The sequence below is a fragment of the Salipiger sp. PrR002 genome (assembly GCF_010500775.1).
Taxonomy (GTDB): domain Bacteria; phylum Pseudomonadota; class Alphaproteobacteria; order Rhodobacterales; family Rhodobacteraceae; genus Salipiger.
The window spans coordinates 197,151-216,642 of record NZ_JAAGOU010000005.1; the positions used below are offsets into that span (position 1 = coordinate 197,151).

Consider the following 19,492-nt stretch of genomic DNA (forward strand, 5'->3'; position numbering starts at 1 on the left):
AGCCTCGGGGCGGGCGGCGCCGTCAAGCACCGCCGTGGCGACCCAAAGACTATAATCAACTCCGAGGTTGAATATGGTTTTGCCGCCCTGTTGGCGCTAGCAGGGCCGCGGCGGGACGTCGCGACACTTTGGATGTAAGCAATTTCAGTGGGTTAGGTGCTTGTTTCAAGTGATCACGGCGGGTTGACTTAAAGCCCCCCTGCACGTAGCAACCTTCTCGAACGTCCGAATGGAGCGACAAAGTGGGCGATCCCGATCCGAAGCGGCAACTCGACGCGCTGGAGGCAAAGATTGCGGCGGCCAAGGCTGCCCGGGAGACCCGGAAGTCGCACCACGAGGAACACTACTCGCAGGCGAATGTCGCCTGGCGGATGGTGACGGAAATGGTGGCCGGTCTTGGGATCGGCTTTGGCATCGGCTACGGGCTGGACCTCCTGCTGGGGACCCTGCCGTGGCTTATGGTGCTGTTCACATTGCTGGGCCTTGTGGCGGGCATCCGCGTGATGCTGCGGACCGCCGCCGAGATACAGCAGAAACAAACCTCCGGCGACGCCGGAGAGGGGCAATCCTCCGGCAAGACCGGAGACGACAAGAAGAGGGATCGCGGCGATGGCGACTGAAGCGGCTCACGGTGCAGAACAGGCGGCAGAAGGCGGTCTCGTCTTCCACCCGATGGACCAGTTCATGGTCAAACCGCTCTTCGGAGCAGGCGACGTGGGCATGTTCACCATCACCAATGTGACGCTGTGGATGTTCCTTTGCATCCTCGCGATCATCGGCGTCATGGTGCTGGGCACCTCGCGCCGCGCGATCATCCCCTCGCGCAGCCAGTCGGTCGCCGAACTGGCCTATGGCTTCATCCACAAGATGATCGAAGACGTGACCGGCAAGGAAGGCCTGAAGTACTTCCCCTACATCATGACGCTGTTCATGTTCATCGTCTTCTCGAACTTCCTCGGCCTGATCCCGATGAGCTTCACCACCACGTCGCACATCGCGGTGACCTGGGTGCTGGCTCTGGCGGTGTTCCTCGGCGTGACGATCCTTGGCTTCGTCAAGAACGGCGTGCACTTCCTCGGCCTGTTCTGGGTGTCCTCGGCACCGCTGGCGCTGCGCCCGATCCTCGCCGTGATCGAAGTGATTTCCTACTTCGTCCGTCCGGTCAGCCACTCCATCCGTCTTGCTGGCAACGTGATGGCCGGTCACGCCGTGATGAAGGTCTTTGCAGGCTTCGCCGCGCTGGCCGTCGTCTCGCCGGTGTCGATCGTCGCAATCACCGCGATCTACGGGCTCGAAGTTCTCGTGGCCTTCATCCAGGCCTACGTGTTCACCATCCTGACCTGCGTCTACCTCAAGGACGCGCTGCATCCTGCCCACTGAGGCGCAGGCCGGTCCGGACAACCTCTATCCATCCAATTCCATCGTAAGGAGAGACTCAAATGGAAGGCGATATCGCAAACCTCGGTCAGTTCATCGGCGCCGGCCTCGCAGGCCTGGGTTCGGGCATTGCAGCCCTCGGCGTGGGTAACGTTGCTGCAAACTTCCTGGGCGGCGCTCTGCGCAACCCGTCGGCAGCTGCTTCGCAGACCGCGACCCTCTTCATCGGCATCGCATTCGCAGAAGCTCTGGGGATCTTCTCGTTCCTCGTCGCTCTGCTGCTGATGTTCGCCGTCTAATCCTTCGGGACCTTATCCTTACGCGGGGGCGGCACCGTCATTGACGGGCCGCCCCAAGTAGAGACAACGTTCCGACGGAGGACGACATGGCGGTCGAACCCATTCAAGAAGAAATGGCCGGTATCTGCGTCGACGCCCATGGCTCCGCCATCGGGATGCCGCAGCTTTGCGGCGAATGGATCCCGAACCAGATCTTCTGGCTCATCATCACGCTGCTGGTGATCTTCTTCGTGCTGTCGCGCGTCGCTCTGCCGCGGATCGCGTCCGTTCTGGCCGAGCGTCAGGGCACCATCACGAACGACATCTCCGCCGCCGAAGAGCTCAAGCGCCAAGCCAAGGACGCGGAAGCGGCCTATGAGAAGGCGCTGGCCGATGCCCGGAGCGAAGCTCAGGCCATCGCCCAGAAAACCCGCGACGAGATCAAGGCCCAACTCGATGCCGCAACGGCCGAGGCGGATGCCAAGATCGCCGAGAAGACCGCAGAGTCCGAAAAGGTGCTCTCCGAGATTCGCGCGAGCGCGGTGGAAAGCGTCGAGGCCGTGGCCAAGGAAACCGCGGAGGCCATCGTGGCCGCCCTGGGGACCAGCGCCGACAAGGCCGCGATCGACGCGGCTGTGGCAAACCGGATGAAAGGCTGATCCCATGCGCAAACTCATCACCCTGAGCGCGCTCGGAACCCTGATGGCCAGCCCCGCGCTGGCCGCCTCCGGCCCGTTCTTCTCGCTCCGCAACACCGATTTCGTCGTGCTGCTGGGCTTCCTGCTGTTCCTCGCCGTCCTCGTGTACTTCAAAGTGCCGAAGATGCTGGGCAGCCAGCTTGATCGCCGTGCCGAAGGCATCCGCAACGAGCTGGAAGAAGCCCGCGCCCTGCGCGAGGAAGCACAGACCCTTCTGGCCTCTTACGAGCGTCAGCAGCGCGAAGTGCAGGATCAGGCAGAGCAGATCGTGGCTCAGGCCAAGATCGACGCCGAAAGCGCCGCAGAGCAGGCCCGCAAGGACCTCGATGCATCGATCACGCGCCGTCTTGCCGCTGCTGAAGAGCAGATCAAGTCGGCAGAGACCTCGGCCGTCAAGGAAGTCCGCGATCGCGCGATTACCGTGGCCGTGGCCGCTGCTTCGGATGTGATCGCCGAGGAACTCGGTGCGCAGGACAAGGCCAAGCTGGTCGACGAGTCGATCAAGACGGTGGGTGCCAAGCTGCACTGACCTGACTGACACGGCAGACCTTGCAGAGCCCGGCCCATGGCCGGGCTTTTGCTTTTGTGGCGCTGCGTCATCATGGCGCTCGAAAAACGCCCGCAGCCGCTGTCTGGGGCCGATACGAAGGGTGTCGGGGGCTTCTCTCCCCTTCCCCTTGACGCGGACCCCATATACTGTGGAAGTACCGCAATCACAGCCAAACATGTGGGCGGACAGTCGAGGGGACAACGTGGCACATATCATCGTCGTCGGGAACGAGAAGGGCGGGGCAGGCAAGTCCACCGTCTCGATGCATCTGGCAACCGCCCTCGTTCGCATGGGCCATCGCACCGGCGCGCTCGATCTCGACCTGCGCCAGCGCTCGGTTGGCCGCTACATCGAGAACCGCCGCCGCTTTTGCGAAAGCGAAGGCATCGAGCTGGCCATTCCCCGCTATCTCGATCTGCCCGAGGTGCAGCCCGAGGCGCTTGCGCCCGGCGAGAACGCCTTTGATCACCGCCTCTCGGCTGCCGTGGCGCAGCTCGAGACCGATTGCGACTTCGTGCTGATCGACTGCCCCGGCTCGCACACCCGCCTGAGCCAGGTGGCGCATTCGCTGGCCGACACGCTGGTCACACCGCTCAACGACAGTTTCATCGACTTCGACCTGCTGGCGCATATCGACAGCGATGGCGAGAAGATCCTCGGCCCTTCGGTCTATTCCGAGATGGTCTGGAACGCCCGCCAATTGCGCGCGCAGGCCGGGCTTCAGCCGATCGACTGGGTGGTGCTGCGCAACCGGCTGGGGGCGCAGAACATGGTCAACAAGATGAAGATGGAAAAGGCGCTGACCAAGCTGTCGAAGCGCATCGGCTTCCGCATCGCGCCCGGCTTCAACGAGCGGGTGATCTTCCGCGAGCTTTTCCCGCGGGGTCTGACGCTGCTGGACCTGAAGGATATCGGCGTCGGCAACCTCAATATCTCGAATGTGGCCGCGCGGCAGGAGCTGCGGGAACTGGTCAAGGCGCTGGAATTGCCGGGGGTTGAGGTCGATTTCTGACCTCTGACGCGCGCGCTAGTGGGTGCGCATGTGCAGCGCGATCAGCGACGCGCCGATGCCCGAACTGATCAGGTCGATCCCAAGAAAGACCCCGAGCAACCCGGTCGCCGAGCCCGGCAGCGTGGCCATGATCAGCACGCCCAGCACCAGCGAGACCACGCCCGCGAAGACCAGCCAACTCCATCCGGTGCGCTCGCGGACCGACAGGCCGATGGCGATCCGCATCACGCCGAGGGCGAGGAAGAACGCCGCGATCAGCCATGTGAGCGACACCAGCCCGCGCAGCGGGTTCGCCAGAAGGAACACGCCAAACGCCAGCACCAGAAGGCCCAGCAGCGCTTCGGCGAGGCGCGCGCCGAGGCTGGTTTCGTCGTTGAAGGCGATCCACAGCTGCAGCGCTCCGGCGATGATGAAGGCGATGGCCGAGATCGTCAGCACGGTGAGAGAGGCCGCGAACGGGTGCACGAGTGCGGCGATCCCGCCGAGGATCAGGATCACCCCCAAAACCAGCATCCAGCCCCATTTCTTGCGCGGCGTCGGCGTGGACGGACCGTCTGTCATCGGCTGTCTCCGTGTTTCATCGGCTGTCACAGCCAGTGGCGTTGGCGGCTTTTGGGATCACGTCCTGTGCAGTTTGGGCGTAGGCGCGAGACCAACGCAAGGTTGCAGCGGAAATGTTAGCGAAGAATTAGCGATTTTCGACAAAGCATTGCGCATGAATATGGCGATCATCTTTGTAGCGCTGGCGGCCGTGGCGCAGAGGTTTTGCGCGCGGTTGCCGCGGTCAGCTCCGCCGGTTTTGCGCCGACTGCTGGCGTTGGCGGGCCTGCTGTCCTGTGGCGCCTGCGCGGCGCAGATGGGCGGGGCGGGCTATGCTGGCGCTGAACCGATCCCGGCAGAGGTCGAGGGGATGCGCTTTGTTTTACGGCTGCGCGAAGACCGGGCCGAGGCGATCCGCGTCAGCCCGATGTGGCCGCCGAAATTTGCCGAGGTCGCGCGCCTTGCGCAGATCGCGGTGGCTGGGGCCAGCGGCTGCGTGCCGGTCTGGGCGGTGGGCGATCCGTCGGTGATCGAGCTGGGCCTTTCTTGCGGCGGGCGGTCCCCTCCGAAGAAACCGAAAGGCCGCCACACCGCCTGCGATTTCCTTGGCGCAACGGGGAGGGCCTGCGAGTGAGCTGCTGCCAGAGGCGCTCAGAGCGTCTTTTCGTAAAACAGGCTCGAACTGTTCTCGACATAGCCGCCGAAGGGGCCGCGCCGCGCAAACCCGGTGCTCTCATAAAGCGCCATGGCCGCTGGCAGTTTGTCTCCGGTCTCGAGCCGCAAAAGCGGAATGCCCTCCGCCTGCGCGGTGCTTTCGAGATGCTGCAGCAGGCGCCGCGCCAGCCCCAGACCGCGCGCCTCGGGCGAGACGAACATGGATTTCACCTCGGCATAGCCCTCGGCCCGCGCGATGGCGGCGCAGCCCAGCAGCACGCCGTTTTCTTCGGCCCCCAAAAAGGTGATCTCGGGGGCGCAGAGCGCATCGATATCGAGGCAGTAGTTCTCTTCCGGCGGGAACAGCGCCCCCATCAGCGCGTGGCTCTCCAGCAGCAGCGCCTCGGCGCGCGGATCACGTGGAGACACGGGGGCGATGGTTATCGACATAGGTGCTTTCCTCTGGCCATAGGGTCGGATATTGGCGGGGCCTCCGCCGGGGTCAACCCACAAATAAGGCGCAATCCACGCAATATCTTGTGGACAACTGGCAGAGGGCCGCCACATCCGGGGCAAAGCGTTTGACTTGGCCCGGTGCGAGACGGCAAATTCGGGGATAACTTCGGAATCGGGGCATCGCTTTGCAGTTCACACGTCTTCGACTGACGGGCTTCAAGAGCTTCGTCGATCCCACCGACCTCGTCATCTCCGACGGGCTGACCGGGGTCGTCGGGCCCAATGGCTGCGGCAAGTCCAACCTGCTGGAGGCGCTGCGCTGGGTGATGGGCGAGAACCGTGCCAAGGCGATGCGCGGCGCGGGCATGGAAGATGTGATCTTCGCCGGGGCGCATTCCCGCCCGGCCCGCAACTTCGCCGAGGTTTCGCTGTCGATCGACAATGGCGACCGTCTGGCCCCCGCCGGGTTCAACGAAGCCGACCAGCTTGAGATCGTGCGCCGGATCACCCGCGACGTCGGCTCGGCCTATAAGGTCAACGCCAAGGACGTGCGCGCGCGCGACGTGCAGATGCTGTTTGCCGACGCCTCGACCGGGGCGCATTCGCCCGCGCTGGTGCGGCAGGGGCAGATCTCGGAACTGATCAACGCCAAGCCGAAGAACCGCCGCCGTATTCTCGAAGAGGCGGCAGGCATCTCGGGGCTCTACCAGCGCCGCCACGAGGCGGAACTGAAGCTCAACAATACCGAGGCCAACCTGCTGCGCGTCGATGACGTGATCGAGCAATTGGCGGCGCAACTGCAGCAGCTTGACCGGCAGGCGCGGCAAGCGGCGCGCTACCGTGCCATCGGCACCGACCTGCGGCAGGCCGAGGGCGTGCTGCTCTATCGCCGCTGGATGGAGGCCGAAGAGGCACGGCAATCCGCCGAGAGCGTGCTGCGCGCCCGGATCACCGCCGCGTCACAGGCCGAAAGCGCCGCCCGCGCCGCCGAACGCGCCCGCGCCGAACGCGACGAGGCGCTGCCGCCCCTGCGCGAGGAAGAGGCCATCGCCGCGGCGATCCTGCAGCGTCTCATGGTGCAGCGCGACGCGCTTGCCGAACAGGAGGCACGGGCGCAGGACACCATCGAAACGCTGACCCGCCGGATCGAGCAGATCGGCAAGGACATGGAGCGCGAGGGCGCGCTCAACCGCGACGCGGGCGAGACCATCGAGGGGCTCGAATGGGAGGCGCGCGAGCTTGCCAAGGCGGGCGAGGGGCATGACGCGCGCCTGACCGAAGCCTCCGATGCGGCCTCCGAGGCGTCGGCGGTGCTGCAGGAGCGTGAGGCCGCGCTGACCCAGCAGACCGAGGATGTGGCCCGTCTCGCCGCCCGCCACCAGTCGGCGCAGCGCTATCTGGCGGATGTGCGCAAGACCCTCTCGCGCCACGATGCCGAAGCGGGCAAGGCACGCGATGCGGTGGCCGAGGCGCGCGGGCGTCTGGCGCAGGCCACCTCGGCGATGGAAGAGGCGCAGGAACGCTCCGAGGAGGCGCAGGCCATGGCCGCCCGCGCCGAGGACTTGCTGTTGCAGGCCGATGAGGCGCGCACCGATTGCCAGACCCGCGAAGCCGAGGCCCGCGCCGAACGCTCCGAGGCCGAGGGCGAGCTGAGCGCGCTCAGCGCCGAGGTTGCGGCGCTCTCGCGGCTCCTGGAGCGCGACACCGCCGAGGGCGGGCAGGTGCTCGACCGGCTGCAGGTGGAGCAGGGCTTTGAGAAGGCGCTTGGTGCCGCGCTTTCGGATGATCTGCGCGCGCCGGAAGTGGCCGATGATGGCCCCTCGGGCTGGTTCGAGCTGCCGCGCTACGCCGACGAGCAGCCGCTGCCGCAGGGGGTCACCGCGCTCTCGCACCATGTTTCGGTGCCCGACGTGCTGATCCGCCGCATGAGCCAGATCGGCCTTGTGGACCCCGACGAGGGCAATGCGCTGCAGCATCTTCTGCAGCCGGGTCAGCGGCTGGTGAGCCGCGACGGCGATCTCTGGCGCTGGGACGGCTACCGGGCATGGTCCGAGGATGCGCCCTCCGCCGCGGCGCTGCGGCTCGAACAGCTCAACCGGCTGGAGGGGCTGAAGCGCGAAATGGCCGAGACGGAGTCGCGGGTGGAGGGCATGCGCACCGCCCATGACGCGCTGGTCGCGCGGCTGGCCGAGCTGACCCGCGCCGACAAGGTGGCGCGCGAGACCCGGCGCGAGGCCGACCGCGAGGTCAACGAGGCGATGCGCGCCTTCAACCGCGCCGAAAGCGAGCGCAGCATGGCCGAGAGCCGGCTGGAGAGCGCGGCGCTGGCGGTCAGCCGCCATGATGACGAGGCCACGACGGCGCGCCAGCAGGTGGTCGAGGCGGAACGCGGTCTTGCGGAGCTGGGCGATTTGGAAAGCGCCCGCGTCGTGGCCGAGGACGTGCGGATGACCGTCGAGGCGGCCCGGATGACGATGATGACCCGGCGCTCTGCTCATGACGAGCTGCGCCGCGAGGGCGAGGCCCGCACCGCGCGCCAGCAGAGCGTCACCAAGGAGCTGTCGGGCTGGCGCCACCGGCTCGAGACCGCCGAGAAGCGCAGCGCCGAACTCGACGAGCGCCGCCGTGGCCACGAGCGCGAACTCATTGAGGCGCAGGCTGTGCCCGATGAACTGGCCGCCAAGCGCGACGAACTGGCCCGCTCGATCGAAGAAGCCGAAGAGCGCCGCAGCGCCGCCTCGGACATGCTGGCCGCTGCCGAAAGCGCCATGCGCGCGGCGATTGCCGCCGAGCGCGATGCGGAACGCGCCGCCTCTGAGGCGCGCGAGGCGCGGGCCGGCGCCGAGGCGCGTGTGGACGCGGCGCGCGAGACCGTCACCGCGGCTGCCGAACGCATCGAGGAAGAGCAGGAGACCACGCCCGAGAGGCTGCTGGCGCGGCTCGACATCGCGCCCTCCGACATGCCCGGCTCGGAAGAGATCGAGGCCGATGTGAACCGTCTCAAGCGCCAGCGCGACGCGCTCGGCGCGGTCAACCTGCGGGCCGAGGAAGACGCCCGCGAGGTGCGCGGCGAGCATGACACGCTGGTGCAGGAGAAGACCGATCTCGAAGAGGCGGTGCGCACGCTGCGCTCGGGCATCTCGTCGCTGAACCGCGAGGGCCGCGAGCGGCTGCTGACCGCCTTCGAGCAGGTGAACAGCAATTTCTCGATGCTCTTCACCCATCTCTTCAACGGCGGCGAGGCCAATCTCGTGATGGTCGAAAGCGACGACCCGCTCGAGGCCGGGCTCGAGATCATGTGCCAGCCGCCGGGCAAGAAACTCTCGACGCTCTCGCTGCTCTCGGGCGGCGAGCAGACGCTGACCGCGCTGGCGCTGATCTTCGCGGTGTTCCTCGCGAACCCGGCACCGATCTGCGTGCTCGACGAGGTCGACGCGCCGCTCGACGACGCCAACGTCACGCGCTTCTGCGATCTGCTCGACGAGATGTGCCGCCGCACCAACACGCGTTTCCTGATCATCACCCACCACGCGGTGACCATGAGCCGGATGGACCGCCTCTTTGGCGTCACCATGCAGGAACAAGGCGTCAGCCAACTGGTGTCGGTGGACCTGAAGAAGGCCGAGCGCCTGGTCGCCTGACAGCCCGCCATTTGGCGCGCCCCGGCCTGCCTCCGGCGGGGATATTTTCATCTAGACGAAGCGCAGGACATCTTCCTTCGTCTAGACTGAAATATCCCGGGGGTCCGGGGGCAGCGCCCCCGGCGTTGCGTCACTCGTCCCAGTAGACACCGGTCAGATCGGTCGCCTGCGTCGGCTGGTTCTGCCAGAGCCCGCGCAGATGCGCATCGGCGATGGTCGGGAAGGCCAGCTGGAACAGGAAGCCGTTGACGTGATCCTCGGCAATCATCCGCTGCGCCTGCTTCAGCAGTTCGGAGCGCGCCGCCGGATCGGTGGTGGCGGTGAGCTGTGCCATCAGATCCTGAAACGCCGGGTTGTCATATTGGAAGTAATAATCGGGCCGGGCGTAGATGTTGATGTCCATCGGCTCGGTATGGCTGACGATGGTCAGGCCGAAATCCTTGCCGCGGAACACTTCTTCGAGCCATTGCGCCCATTCGAGGTTGGTGATCTCGGTCTGGATGCCGATCTCGCGCAGCTGCGCAGCGATGATCTCGCCGCCGCGGCGCGCGTAGGAGGGAGGCGGCAGCTTCAGCGTGGTGGTGAACCCATCGGGATAGCCCGCGTCCTCGAGCAGCGTCCGGGCCTTTTCGGGATCGTACCCCGACAGGTCCAGCAGATCGACGTAATCGGGATTATGCGGCGCGAAATGCGTGCCGATCGGCGTGCCGAGGCCGAACATGGCGCCGTCGATGATCGCCTGCCGGTCGATGGCATGGGCCACCGCCTCGCGCACCAGCGGATCGTCGAAGGGCTCGGCGCCATTGTTCATCGCGAGGATCGTCTCGCCCTCGGTCGAGCCCACCAGCACCTGAAAGCGCGGGTCGGCCTCGAACTGCGCGAGGTTCTCGGGCGCCGGGTAGCCGGCGAAAGCGTCAATGTCCTGCGCCATCATCGCCGCGAAGGCCGCGCTCGGGTCCGAGATGAAGCGGAAGGTGGCGTGGCTCAGCGCCGGTGCCGCGCCCCAATAGCTCTCGTAGCGTTTGAGCCCGATCCGGTCGCCCTGCACCCATGTGTCGAAGGCGAAGGGGCCGGTGCCCACTGGCGCGGTCTTGATGTCGCTGATGCTTTCGGGTGCGACGATCACCGCGTCGCCCCAAGCCATGTTGAACAGGAACGCTCCATCCGGCTCGGACAGCGTAACCTCGACGGTCAGCGGGTCGGTCACCGTCACCTCCGAAATGCCGGAGAACAGCGCCTTCTGCGCGTTCTGGCTGTCCTCGGCGCGGGCCCGGTCGAGGGTGAACTTCACATCCTCGGCGTCCATCGTACTGCCGTCATGGAAGGTGACGCCATCATGCAGGTGGAAGGTGTAGGCGGTGCCGTCTTCCGAGATGTCCCAGCTTTCCGCTAGGCCCGGCTGGATGGACCCGTCTTCGGCAAATTTCGTCAGCCCTTCGAAGACGTTGGAATAGAGCACCGAGTCGATCGCCCCGGCGGCCGCCGATGTGGGATCGAGATGCGGCGGCTCCAGCTGCAGCGCGATGATCAGATCGTCCTGCTGCGCGAACGCGGCGGTGCTGCCGAGCAGCAGCGCGGCAAGAGTGAGGCTGAGACGGGTCATCAGGGCGGGGTCCTTTCGCGGAACAGAAGGGCGGGCGTCGCCCCAGACTGAGCGCAATTGCCGTGTCAGTGCAAGGCGCTGCACCGCCGCGCCGGGGGGGCCGTTCGGGATTGAGGCTGGATCGGTGCCGCGCGGCCTGCTAAGTGGCGCCAGCCCGTTCGCCAAGCTGCCGTGGAGAGGAGACAGCCATGAGCGCAACCGCGCGCAAGAGCGCCCCGCTGCCCGACGATATCCGTGCCCGCAAGGGCGGTGTGCCGCTGGTCAGTCTCACCGCCTATACCACCCCCATGGCGCAGGCCATGGACGCCCATTGCGACTTTGTGCTGGTGGGCGATTCCGTCGGCATGGTGCTGCACGGGCTGCCCTCGACGCTGGGGGTGACTCTCGAGATGATGATCCTGCATGGGCAGGCGGTGAAGCGCGGGCTGAGCAAGGCGATGATGGTCGTCGACATGCCCTTCGGCAGCTACGAGGAAGGCCCGAGCCAGGCGTTCCGCAACGCCGCCCGGATCATGGCCGAGACCGGCGCCGCGGCGGTGAAGCTCGAAGGCGGCGTGACCATGGCCGAGACCATCCGGTTTCTCGTGCAGCGCGGCATCCCGGTGATGGCGCATGTGGGGCTGACGCCGCAGTCGATCAACACGCTGGGGGGCTACAAGGTGCAGGGCCGCGGCGCCGCGGCGGCGGCGCTGATCGACGATGCGCGCGCCGTGGCCGAGGCCGGGGCCTTCGCTGTCGTGCTGGAAAAGGTTCCGGCGGCGCTGGCCGACCGGGTGACGGCGGATGTGCCGATCCCGACCATCGGCATCGGCGCTTCGGCGGGCTGCGATGGGCAGATCCTCGTGGTCGACGACATGTTGGGTGCCTTCACCGCCTTCAAGCCCAAGTTCGTGAAACGCTACGCCGCGCTTGGCCATCAGGCCGAGGCGGCGATCGAGGAATATGCGGCAGAGGTGCGCGCGCGGGAGTTTCCCGGCGCCGAGCATGTCTTTGCCGAGGACGCACCGGAGAAGACGTCATGATCCCCATTCTGCGAACCAAGGCCGCGCTGCGCGAGGCGGTGCTGGGCTGGAAGCGTGCTGGCGAAACCCTTGGCGTGGTGCCCACGATGGGCGCGCTGCATGCCGGGCACATGAGCCTTGTCGAGGCGGCCAAGGCGGACTGCGACCGGGTGATCGTGACGATCTTCGTCAACCCCAAGCAGTTCAACAGCGCCTCGGATCTCGAGAACTATCCGCGCACCGAAGTGGCGGATGCCGAAAAGCTCGCGCCTTTTGCGGTGGATGCGATCTATGCGCCGGGCCCCGATCAGATCTACCCCGAGGGCTTTGCCACCACGGTCTCGGTCACCGGCCTGACCGAAGGGCTCTGCGGCGCGCATCGCCCGGGGCATTTCGACGGGGTGACGACGGTGGTCAGCAAGCTCTTTTTGCAGACGCTCGCCGACCGCGCCTATTTCGGCGAGAAGGACTACCAGCAGTTGCAGGTGGTGACCCGGATGGCCCGCGATCTCGATATCCCCTGCGAGGTGATCGGCTGCCCCACGGTGCGCGAGGAGGACGGCCTCGCGCTGTCCTCGCGCAACATGCTGCTGCCGCCCGAGACCCGCGCCGCGGCACCGGCGCTCAACCGGGTGATGCGGCAAATGGCGGAACGGCTGCTGGACGACGAGAGCTTTGGCCCGGTGCGCGCGCAGGCCGAGGCGGCGCTGCGGGAGGCCGGGTTTTCGGAGGTGGAATATCTCGAACTGCGTGCCGCCGACGGGCTGGCGCCTTTGACCCGACCCGACCGTCCGGCGCGGCTGCTGGCCGCCGCGTGGCTGGGCGGTGTGCGGCTGATCGACAATATCGCCGTTGGCTAAGGCCGGACCGGGGGCGCTGCCCCCGGACCCCCGGGATATTTCAGTCTAGACGAAGGGGGGATGTCCTGCGCTTCGTCTAGATGAAAATATCCCCGCCGGAGGCAGGCCGGAGCGCGCCGCGTGCATGGGCCTGCGAGGTCAGGGCAGCAGCAACCGCTGCAGGCTGCGGCCCATGACGCGGGCGCTGTCGAGCATGTCGGTGACGCCGATCCACTCGTCGGGCTTATGCGCCAGTTCCAGCACGCCGGGACCGTAAGCGATGCAGTTTTTCAGCTTGCCGATGCGGTCGATGTGCTTCTGGTCGTAGCTGCCGGGCGAGGCGACATAGGTGGGATCCTGCCCCAGCACCTCGCGGATCGCCTCGGCGACCGTGGTGACCACCGGGGCGGATTTATCGGTCATCGAGGGGATGACCCGGTTGAGTTCCCGTATTTCGTAGTCAAACTGCGGACGGCGGGATTTCAGGTCATCCAGCAGCGCGATCACCTCGTCCTGCACGCCCTCGACCGTTTCCTCGATCAGAAACCGGCGGTCGATCACGATGCGGCAGCTGTCCGGGACGCAATGAGCCGGAAGCCCCTCGTGCTCTTCGGGCTGACCGCCGTGGATCGAGTTGATGTTCATCGTCGAATTGCGCGCGCCCTCGGGGACCACGGGCATGTCGGTGGTGCGGGCGGCCATAGCCGGGAACAAGGTCTGCTCGAAGGCATCCAGAACGGCGCCCATGTGGCGGATGGCGCAATCGCCGAGGAAGGGCATCGAGCCGTGGGCGATCTCGCCCTTGGTTTCGATTTCGGCCCACCAGCCGCCCCGATGGCCAAGGCAGATGCGGTGTTTGTCGAGCGGCTCGGGGATGATCACATGCTGCACGCGGCTGGGGGCGAACCAGCCCTCCTTGGCCAGATGCGCGACGCCGCCGTAGCCGCCGGATTCCTCGTCTGCCGTGGCGCTGATCTCTACCGCGCCGGCAAAATCGGGATGGGTTTCGAGAAAGGCCTCCACCGCGATCACCGAGGCGGCGAGCCCGCCCTTCATGTCGCAGGTGCCGCGCCCGTAGATGCGATCGCCCTCGAGCGCGCCGCCAAAGGGATCTCGGGTCCAGCCGCTGCCCACCTCGACCACGTCGTGATGCGAGTTGAAATGCACGCACTCGCCGGGGCGCGCGCCCTCGCGGCGGGCGACGAGGTTCCAGCGCGGATATTTTTCGCTGTCGCCGGGGGCGCCCTCGGCGCGCACCAGCGTGCAGTCAAAGCCGCGCGCGGCGAGGCGGCGCTGCAGATACTCGCAGATGTCGCGGTAATACTGACCCGGCGGGTTCAGCGTGGGGATGCGCACGAGATCCTGCGTGAGGGCGATCAGATCGCCGCGCTTCTCGGCAATACGGTCTTCGAGGCCAGTTTCGGACCCGGGGGCGGAACGGGGGGCAGTATGGGGGGCGGTGGCCTCGGTCATGCCAGCACTCTTCCCCCGTTTCGCGCGCTACGCAAGCGTGGCGCGCGGGCAGGCAGGGCTCGGGCAAGTTTCGGGGAGAGGCGGCTCAGGGGAAGCGCAGCTGCGGGGCCTCGCCCAGAGGGATCGGTCCGAGACGGGCGTGGCCCTCGTCGAGGGTCAGCGGCAGGTCCAGGGTCTCGCGGTTGCCCGAGAGGCTGGCGATAAGACCCAGCCCGTCTTCGAGCATCTGCGCCATATTCTCGGGCAGCTGGCCGCTCTGCTGCGCCATGGCGATCATCTCGCGCCAGTTCACCGCCTTCACGGTGACCTCGCCATCCATCCGGCCCCGATCGTCGACATCCACCTCGCCGGCCACTTTCAGCTGGAGGTCGTCCACCTTGTATTCGGCCAGCCGCAGATCGACGCGGGTGGGCTGCGGGTGCAGACCGGACTGCTGGCCGACGCGCAGCGGCAGATCGGTGTCGAACCCCGCATCCAGCCGGATGGCATCGGCCACGCGACCGCCCGAGCCCGCGATGGCATCGGCGCCGACGGCGATGCGGTAGCTGGTCTCGGCATCCTCGTCGCGGGTGAGCGCGGCGGTCAGACCGGCCAGCGCGGCGGTGGTGGCGCCGGTGAGGTTGAGCGTCTGGCTTTCGAAATTGGCGCGCACCACGGTGTCGCCCTCGTGGATGAAGCTGGCGCGCATCCCGTCCGACGCGACCTGCGTCTCGCCCATCTCGGTGGTGACGCTCATCTGCGGCGGGAAGGCGAGGATCTCATGTCCGAAGTTGTAGACCAGCCGGTAGATATCGACGAAGGGCGCCTCCCAGCGCAGCCCGTCGGGGCTTGCCAGCACCAGCCCGCTCAGCCGCGCGTCCATGCGGTTGGGAAAGCCCTTGATGGTCAGATCGTCATAGGTGGCGGTCCAGCCCTCGACGCGGCGCGCCTCCATCCAGCTGTCGATCGCCTTGCGCTCGAAATGGGCGGACACGAACCAGAAGCCCGACCACGCCAGCGCGGCCACGATCACCGCAATTGCAAGTTTCTTCACCGCAACGCCCCCCTTTTCCGAAGCAACCGTTTGGTGTTTACAGCTGGCATGCGGAAAGGACCAGAATGATGGCGCTTTGGGTCTTCGGATATGGCTCACTTCTTTGGAACCCCGGTTTTCCCGTGGCGGAGAGCGCGCATGCCACGCTGCCGGGCTACCGCCGCTCGTTCTGCATGCGCTCGATCCACCACCGCGGCACCCCAGAGGCGCCGGGGCTGGTGCTGGCGCTGGATGCGGAGCACGAGGCCTCTTGCGAGGGGCTGGCGCTGCGCGCCCAGCCGGGCACCGAGGGGCCGACGCTGGCCTATCTGCGTGATCGTGAACTGGTCTCGGCGGCCTATTACGAGGCGACATTGCCGCTGGTGCTGCAGGATGGGCGCGAGGTGGAGGCGGTGACCTATATCATCGATCCCGACCACGTGCAGTACTGCGGCGGGCTGGACCTTGAAGAGCAGGCGCGGATCATCGCGCAGGCCATCGGCGGACGCGGGCCGAACACCGAATATCTCTACAACACCACGGCGCATCTGGAACATCTGGGCATTCCTGATGCCGAGTTGCACTGGTTGACGGAACGTGTTCGTGCGCTTGTGGATAACGGCTTGGCTTGATTGGGGCGAACCCTTAGGCTGAAAAGCGGAATTTTCGCTTTGATCAGGTGCCCGTAATGGACCGACGCGACCTCGAGGCAGAGGCCCATTTCAGCCAACCCGTCCGCCAGATCCTGTTGATGCTGGCGGTGCTCGGACTCTGCGGGGCGGGCGCCTTTCTGGTGCTGCCGCGCGTGTTGCCGGTGTTCCAGTCGAACCCCTATCTCAACGGCTTCATCCTGTTCGTGTTCGTGCTGGGGGTTCTGGCCTGTTTCCTGCAGGTGGCGCAGCTGATCACCTCGGTGCGCTGGATCGAAGGGTTTGCCTCGGGCCGCGATGCGGGGGTCCGCCCGCCGCGCCTGCTGGCACCGCTGGCGGCGCTGCTGCGGCGGCATGACAAGCGGCTGCAGATCACCACCACCTCGACCCGCTCGATCCTCGACTCCGTGGCCACCCGGATCGACGAGGCGCGCGAGATCACCCGCTACATCGTCTCGCTGCTGATCTTCCTTGGCCTGCTGGGCACCTTCTACGGGCTGGCCACCACGGTGCCCGCGCTGGTCGACACGATCCGCAGCCTTGTGCCCGAAGAGGGCGAGAGCGGGGTGCAGACCTTCTCGCGCCTGATGAGCGGGCTCGAGGGGCAGTTGGGCGGCATGGGCGTGGCCTTTGCCTCGTCGCTGCTGGGCCTTGCCGGCTCGCTGATCGTCGGGCTGCTGGAGCTTTTCGCCGGGCACGGGCAGAACCGCTTTTACCGCGAGCTTGAGGAATGGCTCAGCTCGATCACCAAGCTCAGCTTCTCCTCTGGGGAAGGCGAGGGCGGCGGTGACGAGGCGCTGATCGGCATGGTGCTCGACCAGATGAACGATCAGATGGGCCGGATGACCGCCCTCTATGCCGAAAGCGAGCAGGGCCGGATGGAGATCGAGGGGCGGCTCGGGCAACTGGCCGATTCCATCGAGCGGATGACCGAGCGGCTGGAGGCCACGGCGCCGTCCTCGAACTCTCTGGCCCGCATCGCCGAAGGGCAGGAAAAGCTGATCGAAGTGCTGGAAAGCCGCGAGAGCGCCGAGGGGCTGGATGCCGAAAGCCGCATGCGCCTGCGCTCGATCGACGTGCAGATGCTGCGGCTTCTCGAAGAGGTGGCGGCGGGCCGTCAGGAAAGCATGGCCGAACTGCGCACCGATCTGGCGACACTGACCCGCGCCATCGGGCAGATCGCCCGCCCGCAAGCGCCGCAGGTGCGCGCCGTGCGTCCCGGCCCGGCCCGTTCCGGCGGGACCGAGGGCTGATCCATGGCTCTGTCGCGCCGCACCGGGGCCCGTCTACAGGCCAACATCTGGCCCGGTTTCGTCGATGCGATGACCGGTCTTCTGCTGGTGCTGATGTTCGTGCTCACCATCTTCATGGTGATCCAGTTCGTGCTGCGCGAGACCATCACCGGGCAGGAGAGCGAGCTTGACAGTCTGACCGGCGAGATCGCCTCGCTGTCGCAGGCGCTGGGGCTGCAGGAGCGGCGCAACACCGCGCTGACCAACCAGCTTGGTGAGCTGGAATCCACCCTCACCGACACCGAGGCGCAGCTGGCAGAGCAGCGCTCGATCATCGCCTCGCTCACCGCGCAGCGCGACGAGCAGCAGGGACGGATCGCCTCTTTCGAAGAGCAGGTCGCCTCGCTGATCGCCGAGCGTGACGATGCGCGCGGCACCGTGGCGGATCTCTCGCAAGAGCGCGACAGCCTCAGTTCCGAGCGCGATGCGCTGGAGACCGCGCTGGCCTCGGCCCGCTCCGAGATGGACGCGCAGCAGGAGGCGGCGCGGCTTGCCGCCGCCAAGCGCGAGGCGCTCGAGGCGCTGGTGGCCGACCTGCGCGCGCAGAACGCCGACAAAGAGCAGCAACTGGGCGGGCTGACCGCGCAGGTGAGCGAGCTGCAGGACGATCTTTCCGAAGAGGAACAGCAGCGTCTTGCCGAGGCGGAAGCCGCCGCCGCGCTGCGCAAGCGGCTCGAAGGCGCGCAGGCCGAACTGACCTCGATGACGCTGGCGCTGGAGCAAGAGCGCAAGCAGGCCGAGGACACGCTGACGCTTCTGGCGGCCGCGCGGCAGGGCCGCGAGGAACTGACCGCCCGGCTTGCGGCGGCGCTGGCGGCAGATGATTCCGACGCGCTGGAGGCGCGCGTCGCCTCGCTCGAAACGCAGCTGGCGCAGGCGCAGGATGCGGGCGATAGCGCCGCGGGCGAGATGGCCGCGCTGCGCAGCGATCTGGCCGCGGCACGCCGCGCGCGCGAGGCCGCCGAGGTGAAACTGGCCGAGGCACTGGCCGCGCAGAGCGATGTGGAGCTTGATGCCAAACAAGTGCAGGAGCGGCTTGCCGCAGCGCTGGCCGCAAAGGCCGCCGCAGAGGCCAAGCTCTCGGAGGGGCTGAGCGAGGACGAACGCCAGCAGGCGCTGCTGGCGCAGGCACGCTCGGAGCTTCAGGACAGCGAGGCGCGGGCAAGCGCCGCGCAGAAACAGTCCGAACTGCTGAACCAACAGGTGGCCGCGCTGCGCACGCAGCTGTCGCAACTGCAGGGGCTGCTCGACGAAAGCCGCGAGAAGGACGCCGAGGCGCAGGTGCAGATCCAGAACCTCGGGACTGACCTCAATGCCGCGCTGGCGCGGGTCGCCGCCGAAGAGCGCAAGCGCCGGCAGCTTGAAGAGGCCGAGCGCAAGCGGCTCGAGGCGCAGGCGCAGGATCTGGAGCGCTACCGCTCGGAGTTCTTCGGGCGTCTGCGCGAGGTCGTGGGCGATCAGGAGGGCATCCGCATCGAGGGCGACCGTTTCGTCTTCTCGTCAGAGGTGCTGTTCCCGCCGGGCGGCGCGCAGCTTTCGGATGCGGGCGAGCAGGAGATTGCCAAGGTCGCCGGGCTGATCCGCACCATCGCGCAGGAGATTCCGCCGGGGTTGAACTGGATTCTGCGGGTCGACGGGCACACGGATGACACGCCGCTGCGCCCCGGCGCGCCCTTTGCCGATAACTGGGAGCTTAGCCAGGCGCGGGCGCTTTCGGTGGTGCGCTACATGGTCGAGAACGAGGGCATTCCGCCGCAGCGGCTCTCGGCCAACGGCTTTGGGCAGTTCCAGCCGATCAACCCGGCGGACACCCCCGAGGCGCGCGCTCAGAACCGCCGGATCGAGCTGAAGCTGACCGAGAAGTAAGCGGCTGTCGCGGGGTCGCGGCTCAGTCCTTGGTGAATTCCATGCGGTAGATGACCTCTTCGCCGGTGGCGGGGTCCGTGCCGGGCGCGCCGCTGATCACCAGACGGTCGCCCGCGAGCGTGAAGGGCCGCTCCAGCGCCCCCTGCCATTTGGGGTTCCACGAGCCGTCGACCTCATGGATCACCCGATCGCCTTCGAGCCGGTAGCTGGCGACATAGGCCAGCATGTCGTCAAAGAGCGCGGCCTTCTCTTCCACCGTCCACGGCCTGTCACCGGGTGGCAGCCGATCGCGGCGAAAGACCGTTGCCATCATCCGCCCGCAGCTGTGATAGGCGATGTAGCCGATGGGGGCAGGGCCGAGCGCATCAGTGGTCTCGCCCGTGGCCACCGCCGTGCGCGTCCAAGCCTTCATACGCCACGACCCGATCAGGTCTTCTGTCTTCGCCATGGCTTTCCCCTCCCCGGTCGGCACACCTGCGGATGATGCACGCGGCGGAGGCATCGTGCCAAGCCCGTCGCGCGATCGGCGGCACAGGATCTGCGGGCAGGG

19 protein-coding genes are annotated in these 19,492 nt (G+C 66.9%); 13 read left to right on the forward strand and 6 right to left on the reverse strand.

The window, feature by feature from the left end; translation table 11 throughout:
• Positions 1–242 precede the first annotated feature (242 nt).
• The 6 genes from G0A00_RS07525 to G0A00_RS07550 all read left to right on the forward strand — a co-directional run bounded on the left by G0A00_RS07525 (position 243) and on the right by G0A00_RS07550 (position 3,915).
• Positions 243–620: an AtpZ/AtpI family protein gene (locus tag G0A00_RS07525; RefSeq protein WP_164180120.1), complete on the forward strand. Its 378-nt coding sequence runs from the start codon at positions 243–245 to the stop codon at positions 618–620.
• Complete coding sequence (locus G0A00_RS07530) at positions 610–1,380, forward strand: F0F1 ATP synthase subunit A (RefSeq protein ID WP_164180121.1); 771 nt, start codon at positions 610–612, stop codon at positions 1,378–1,380. The genes G0A00_RS07525 and G0A00_RS07530 overlap by 11 nt, the downstream gene beginning before the upstream one ends.
• A 59-nt stretch (positions 1,381–1,439) precedes the next feature.
• Positions 1,440–1,676: a F0F1 ATP synthase subunit C gene (locus G0A00_RS07535; protein ID WP_066103893.1), complete on the forward strand. Its 237-nt coding sequence runs from the start codon at positions 1,440–1,442 to the stop codon at positions 1,674–1,676.
• Positions 1,677–1,762: 86 nt separating this feature from the next.
• Entirely contained in the window at positions 1,763–2,314 is a 552-nt protein-coding gene (locus tag G0A00_RS07540) for a F0F1 ATP synthase subunit B' (protein WP_066103895.1), read from the forward strand.
• A gap of 4 nt (positions 2,315–2,318) precedes the next feature.
• Positions 2,319–2,882 carry a F0F1 ATP synthase subunit B gene (locus G0A00_RS07545; protein WP_164180123.1) on the forward strand — a complete coding sequence of 188 codons (564 nt, stop codon included), beginning with the start codon at positions 2,319–2,321 and terminating at the stop codon, positions 2,880–2,882.
• Between the two features lie 223 nt (positions 2,883–3,105).
• Positions 3,106–3,915 carry a division plane positioning ATPase MipZ gene (locus G0A00_RS07550; RefSeq protein ID WP_066103899.1) on the forward strand — a complete coding sequence of 270 codons (810 nt, stop codon included), beginning with the start codon at positions 3,106–3,108 and terminating at the stop codon, positions 3,913–3,915.
• Positions 3,916–3,930: 15 nt separating this feature from the next.
• On the opposite strand, the gene G0A00_RS07555 is transcribed toward G0A00_RS07550, so the two are convergent.
• A complete protein-coding gene (locus tag G0A00_RS07555; protein WP_164180125.1) occupies positions 3,931–4,476 on the reverse strand; it encodes an HdeD family acid-resistance protein in 546 nt (181 codons plus the stop codon).
• A 154-nt stretch (positions 4,477–4,630) separates the two neighbouring features.
• Here G0A00_RS07555 and G0A00_RS07560 point away from each other — a divergent pair, with 154 nt between their 5' ends.
• Positions 4,631–5,089 (forward strand): hypothetical protein, encoded by a 459-nt coding sequence (locus G0A00_RS07560; RefSeq protein ID WP_164180127.1) that lies wholly within the window; start codon positions 4,631–4,633, stop codon positions 5,087–5,089.
• A gap of 17 nt (positions 5,090–5,106) precedes the next feature.
• Here the strand turns inward: G0A00_RS07560 and G0A00_RS07565 are convergent, their stop codons facing one another.
• Positions 5,107–5,559, reverse strand: coding sequence for a GNAT family N-acetyltransferase (locus G0A00_RS07565; RefSeq protein WP_164180129.1), 453 nt, complete (start codon positions 5,557–5,559; stop codon positions 5,107–5,109).
• A gap of 191 nt (positions 5,560–5,750) precedes the next feature.
• Here G0A00_RS07565 and smc point away from each other — a divergent pair, with 191 nt between their 5' ends.
• Complete coding sequence (gene smc, locus G0A00_RS07570) at positions 5,751–9,206, forward strand: chromosome segregation protein SMC (protein WP_164180131.1); 3,456 nt, start codon at positions 5,751–5,753, stop codon at positions 9,204–9,206.
• Between the two features lie 130 nt (positions 9,207–9,336).
• On the opposite strand, the gene G0A00_RS07575 is transcribed toward smc, so the two are convergent.
• The gene (locus G0A00_RS07575) at positions 9,337–10,809 is read right to left on the reverse strand and encodes an ABC transporter substrate-binding protein (RefSeq protein WP_164180133.1); all 1,473 of its coding nucleotides are present in this window, start codon (positions 10,807–10,809) and stop codon (positions 9,337–9,339) included.
• Between the two features lie 188 nt (positions 10,810–10,997).
• On the opposite strand from G0A00_RS07575, the gene panB reads away from it, so the two are divergent.
• Positions 10,998–11,831 (forward strand): 3-methyl-2-oxobutanoate hydroxymethyltransferase, encoded by an 834-nt coding sequence (gene panB / locus G0A00_RS07580; RefSeq protein WP_164180135.1) that lies wholly within the window; start codon positions 10,998–11,000, stop codon positions 11,829–11,831.
• The gene (panC, locus tag G0A00_RS07585) at positions 11,828–12,670 is read left to right on the forward strand and encodes a pantoate--beta-alanine ligase (protein ID WP_164180137.1); all 843 of its coding nucleotides are present in this window, start codon (positions 11,828–11,830) and stop codon (positions 12,668–12,670) included. The genes panB and panC overlap by 4 nt, the downstream gene beginning before the upstream one ends.
• A 138-nt stretch (positions 12,671–12,808) precedes the next feature.
• Here the strand turns inward: panC and G0A00_RS07590 are convergent, their stop codons facing one another.
• The gene (locus G0A00_RS07590) at positions 12,809–14,122 is read right to left on the reverse strand and encodes an acetylornithine deacetylase/succinyl-diaminopimelate desuccinylase family protein (protein WP_164180139.1); all 1,314 of its coding nucleotides are present in this window, start codon (positions 14,120–14,122) and stop codon (positions 12,809–12,811) included.
• A gap of 85 nt (positions 14,123–14,207) precedes the next feature.
• Positions 14,208–15,155 carry a DUF2125 domain-containing protein gene (locus G0A00_RS07595; protein WP_164180141.1) on the reverse strand — a complete coding sequence of 316 codons (948 nt, stop codon included), beginning with the start codon at positions 15,153–15,155 and terminating at the stop codon, positions 14,208–14,210.
• A 68-nt stretch (positions 15,156–15,223) separates the two neighbouring features.
• Between G0A00_RS07595 and G0A00_RS07600 the strand changes: the two genes are divergently transcribed.
• Genes G0A00_RS07600 through G0A00_RS07610 form a run of 3 tightly spaced genes read left to right on the forward strand, consistent with a single transcriptional unit; the run spans position 15,224 to position 18,942 of the window.
• On the forward strand, positions 15,224–15,766 hold the full coding sequence (locus G0A00_RS07600) for a gamma-glutamylcyclotransferase (RefSeq protein WP_164180204.1): 543 nt from the start codon (positions 15,224–15,226) through the stop codon (positions 15,764–15,766).
• A 56-nt stretch (positions 15,767–15,822) separates the two neighbouring features.
• Complete coding sequence (locus G0A00_RS07605; RefSeq protein ID WP_164180143.1) at positions 15,823–17,037, forward strand: biopolymer transporter ExbB; 1,215 nt, start codon at positions 15,823–15,825, stop codon at positions 17,035–17,037.
• Positions 17,038–17,040: 3 nt separating this feature from the next.
• Positions 17,041–18,942 (forward strand): peptidoglycan -binding protein, encoded by a 1,902-nt coding sequence (locus G0A00_RS07610; RefSeq protein ID WP_164180145.1) that lies wholly within the window; start codon positions 17,041–17,043, stop codon positions 18,940–18,942.
• 22 nt (positions 18,943–18,964) lie between these two features.
• Here G0A00_RS07610 and G0A00_RS07615 read toward each other — a convergent pair whose 3' ends face one another.
• Positions 18,965–19,390, reverse strand: coding sequence for a lipocalin-like domain-containing protein (locus G0A00_RS07615; RefSeq protein WP_164180147.1), 426 nt, complete (start codon positions 19,388–19,390; stop codon positions 18,965–18,967).
• Positions 19,391–19,492 lie beyond the last annotated feature (102 nt).

Coding starts and splice junctions, on each gene's coding strand:
- G0A00_RS07530 (WP_164180121.1), top strand. CDS start 610: ATGGCGACTGAAGCGGCTCACGGTGCAGAACAGGCGGCAGAAGGCGGT.
- G0A00_RS07535 (WP_066103893.1), top strand. CDS start 1,440: ATGGAAGGCGATATCGCAAACCTCGGTCAGTTCATCGGCGCCGGCCTC.
- G0A00_RS07540 (WP_066103895.1), top strand. CDS start 1,763: ATGGCGGTCGAACCCATTCAAGAAGAAATGGCCGGTATCTGCGTCGAC.
- G0A00_RS07545 (WP_164180123.1), top strand. CDS start 2,319: ATGCGCAAACTCATCACCCTGAGCGCGCTCGGAACCCTGATGGCCAGC.
- G0A00_RS07555 (WP_164180125.1), bottom strand. CDS start 4,476: ATGACAGACGGTCCGTCCACGCCGACGCCGCGCAAGAAATGGGGCTGG.
- G0A00_RS07560 (WP_164180127.1), top strand. CDS start 4,631: ATGAATATGGCGATCATCTTTGTAGCGCTGGCGGCCGTGGCGCAGAGG.
- G0A00_RS07565 (WP_164180129.1), bottom strand. CDS start 5,559: ATGTCGATAACCATCGCCCCCGTGTCTCCACGTGATCCGCGCGCCGAG.
- G0A00_RS07575 (WP_164180133.1), bottom strand. CDS start 10,809: ATGACCCGTCTCAGCCTCACTCTTGCCGCGCTGCTGCTCGGCAGCACC.
- panB (WP_164180135.1), top strand. CDS start 10,998: ATGAGCGCAACCGCGCGCAAGAGCGCCCCGCTGCCCGACGATATCCGT.
- panC (WP_164180137.1), top strand. CDS start 11,828: ATGATCCCCATTCTGCGAACCAAGGCCGCGCTGCGCGAGGCGGTGCTG.
- G0A00_RS07590 (WP_164180139.1), bottom strand. CDS start 14,122: ATGACCGAGGCCACCGCCCCCCATACTGCCCCCCGTTCCGCCCCCGGG.
- G0A00_RS07600 (WP_164180204.1), top strand. CDS start 15,224: ATGGCGCTTTGGGTCTTCGGATATGGCTCACTTCTTTGGAACCCCGGT.
- G0A00_RS07605 (WP_164180143.1), top strand. CDS start 15,823: ATGGACCGACGCGACCTCGAGGCAGAGGCCCATTTCAGCCAACCCGTC.
- G0A00_RS07610 (WP_164180145.1), top strand. CDS start 17,041: ATGGCTCTGTCGCGCCGCACCGGGGCCCGTCTACAGGCCAACATCTGG.
- G0A00_RS07615 (WP_164180147.1), bottom strand. CDS start 19,390: ATGGCGAAGACAGAAGACCTGATCGGGTCGTGGCGTATGAAGGCTTGG.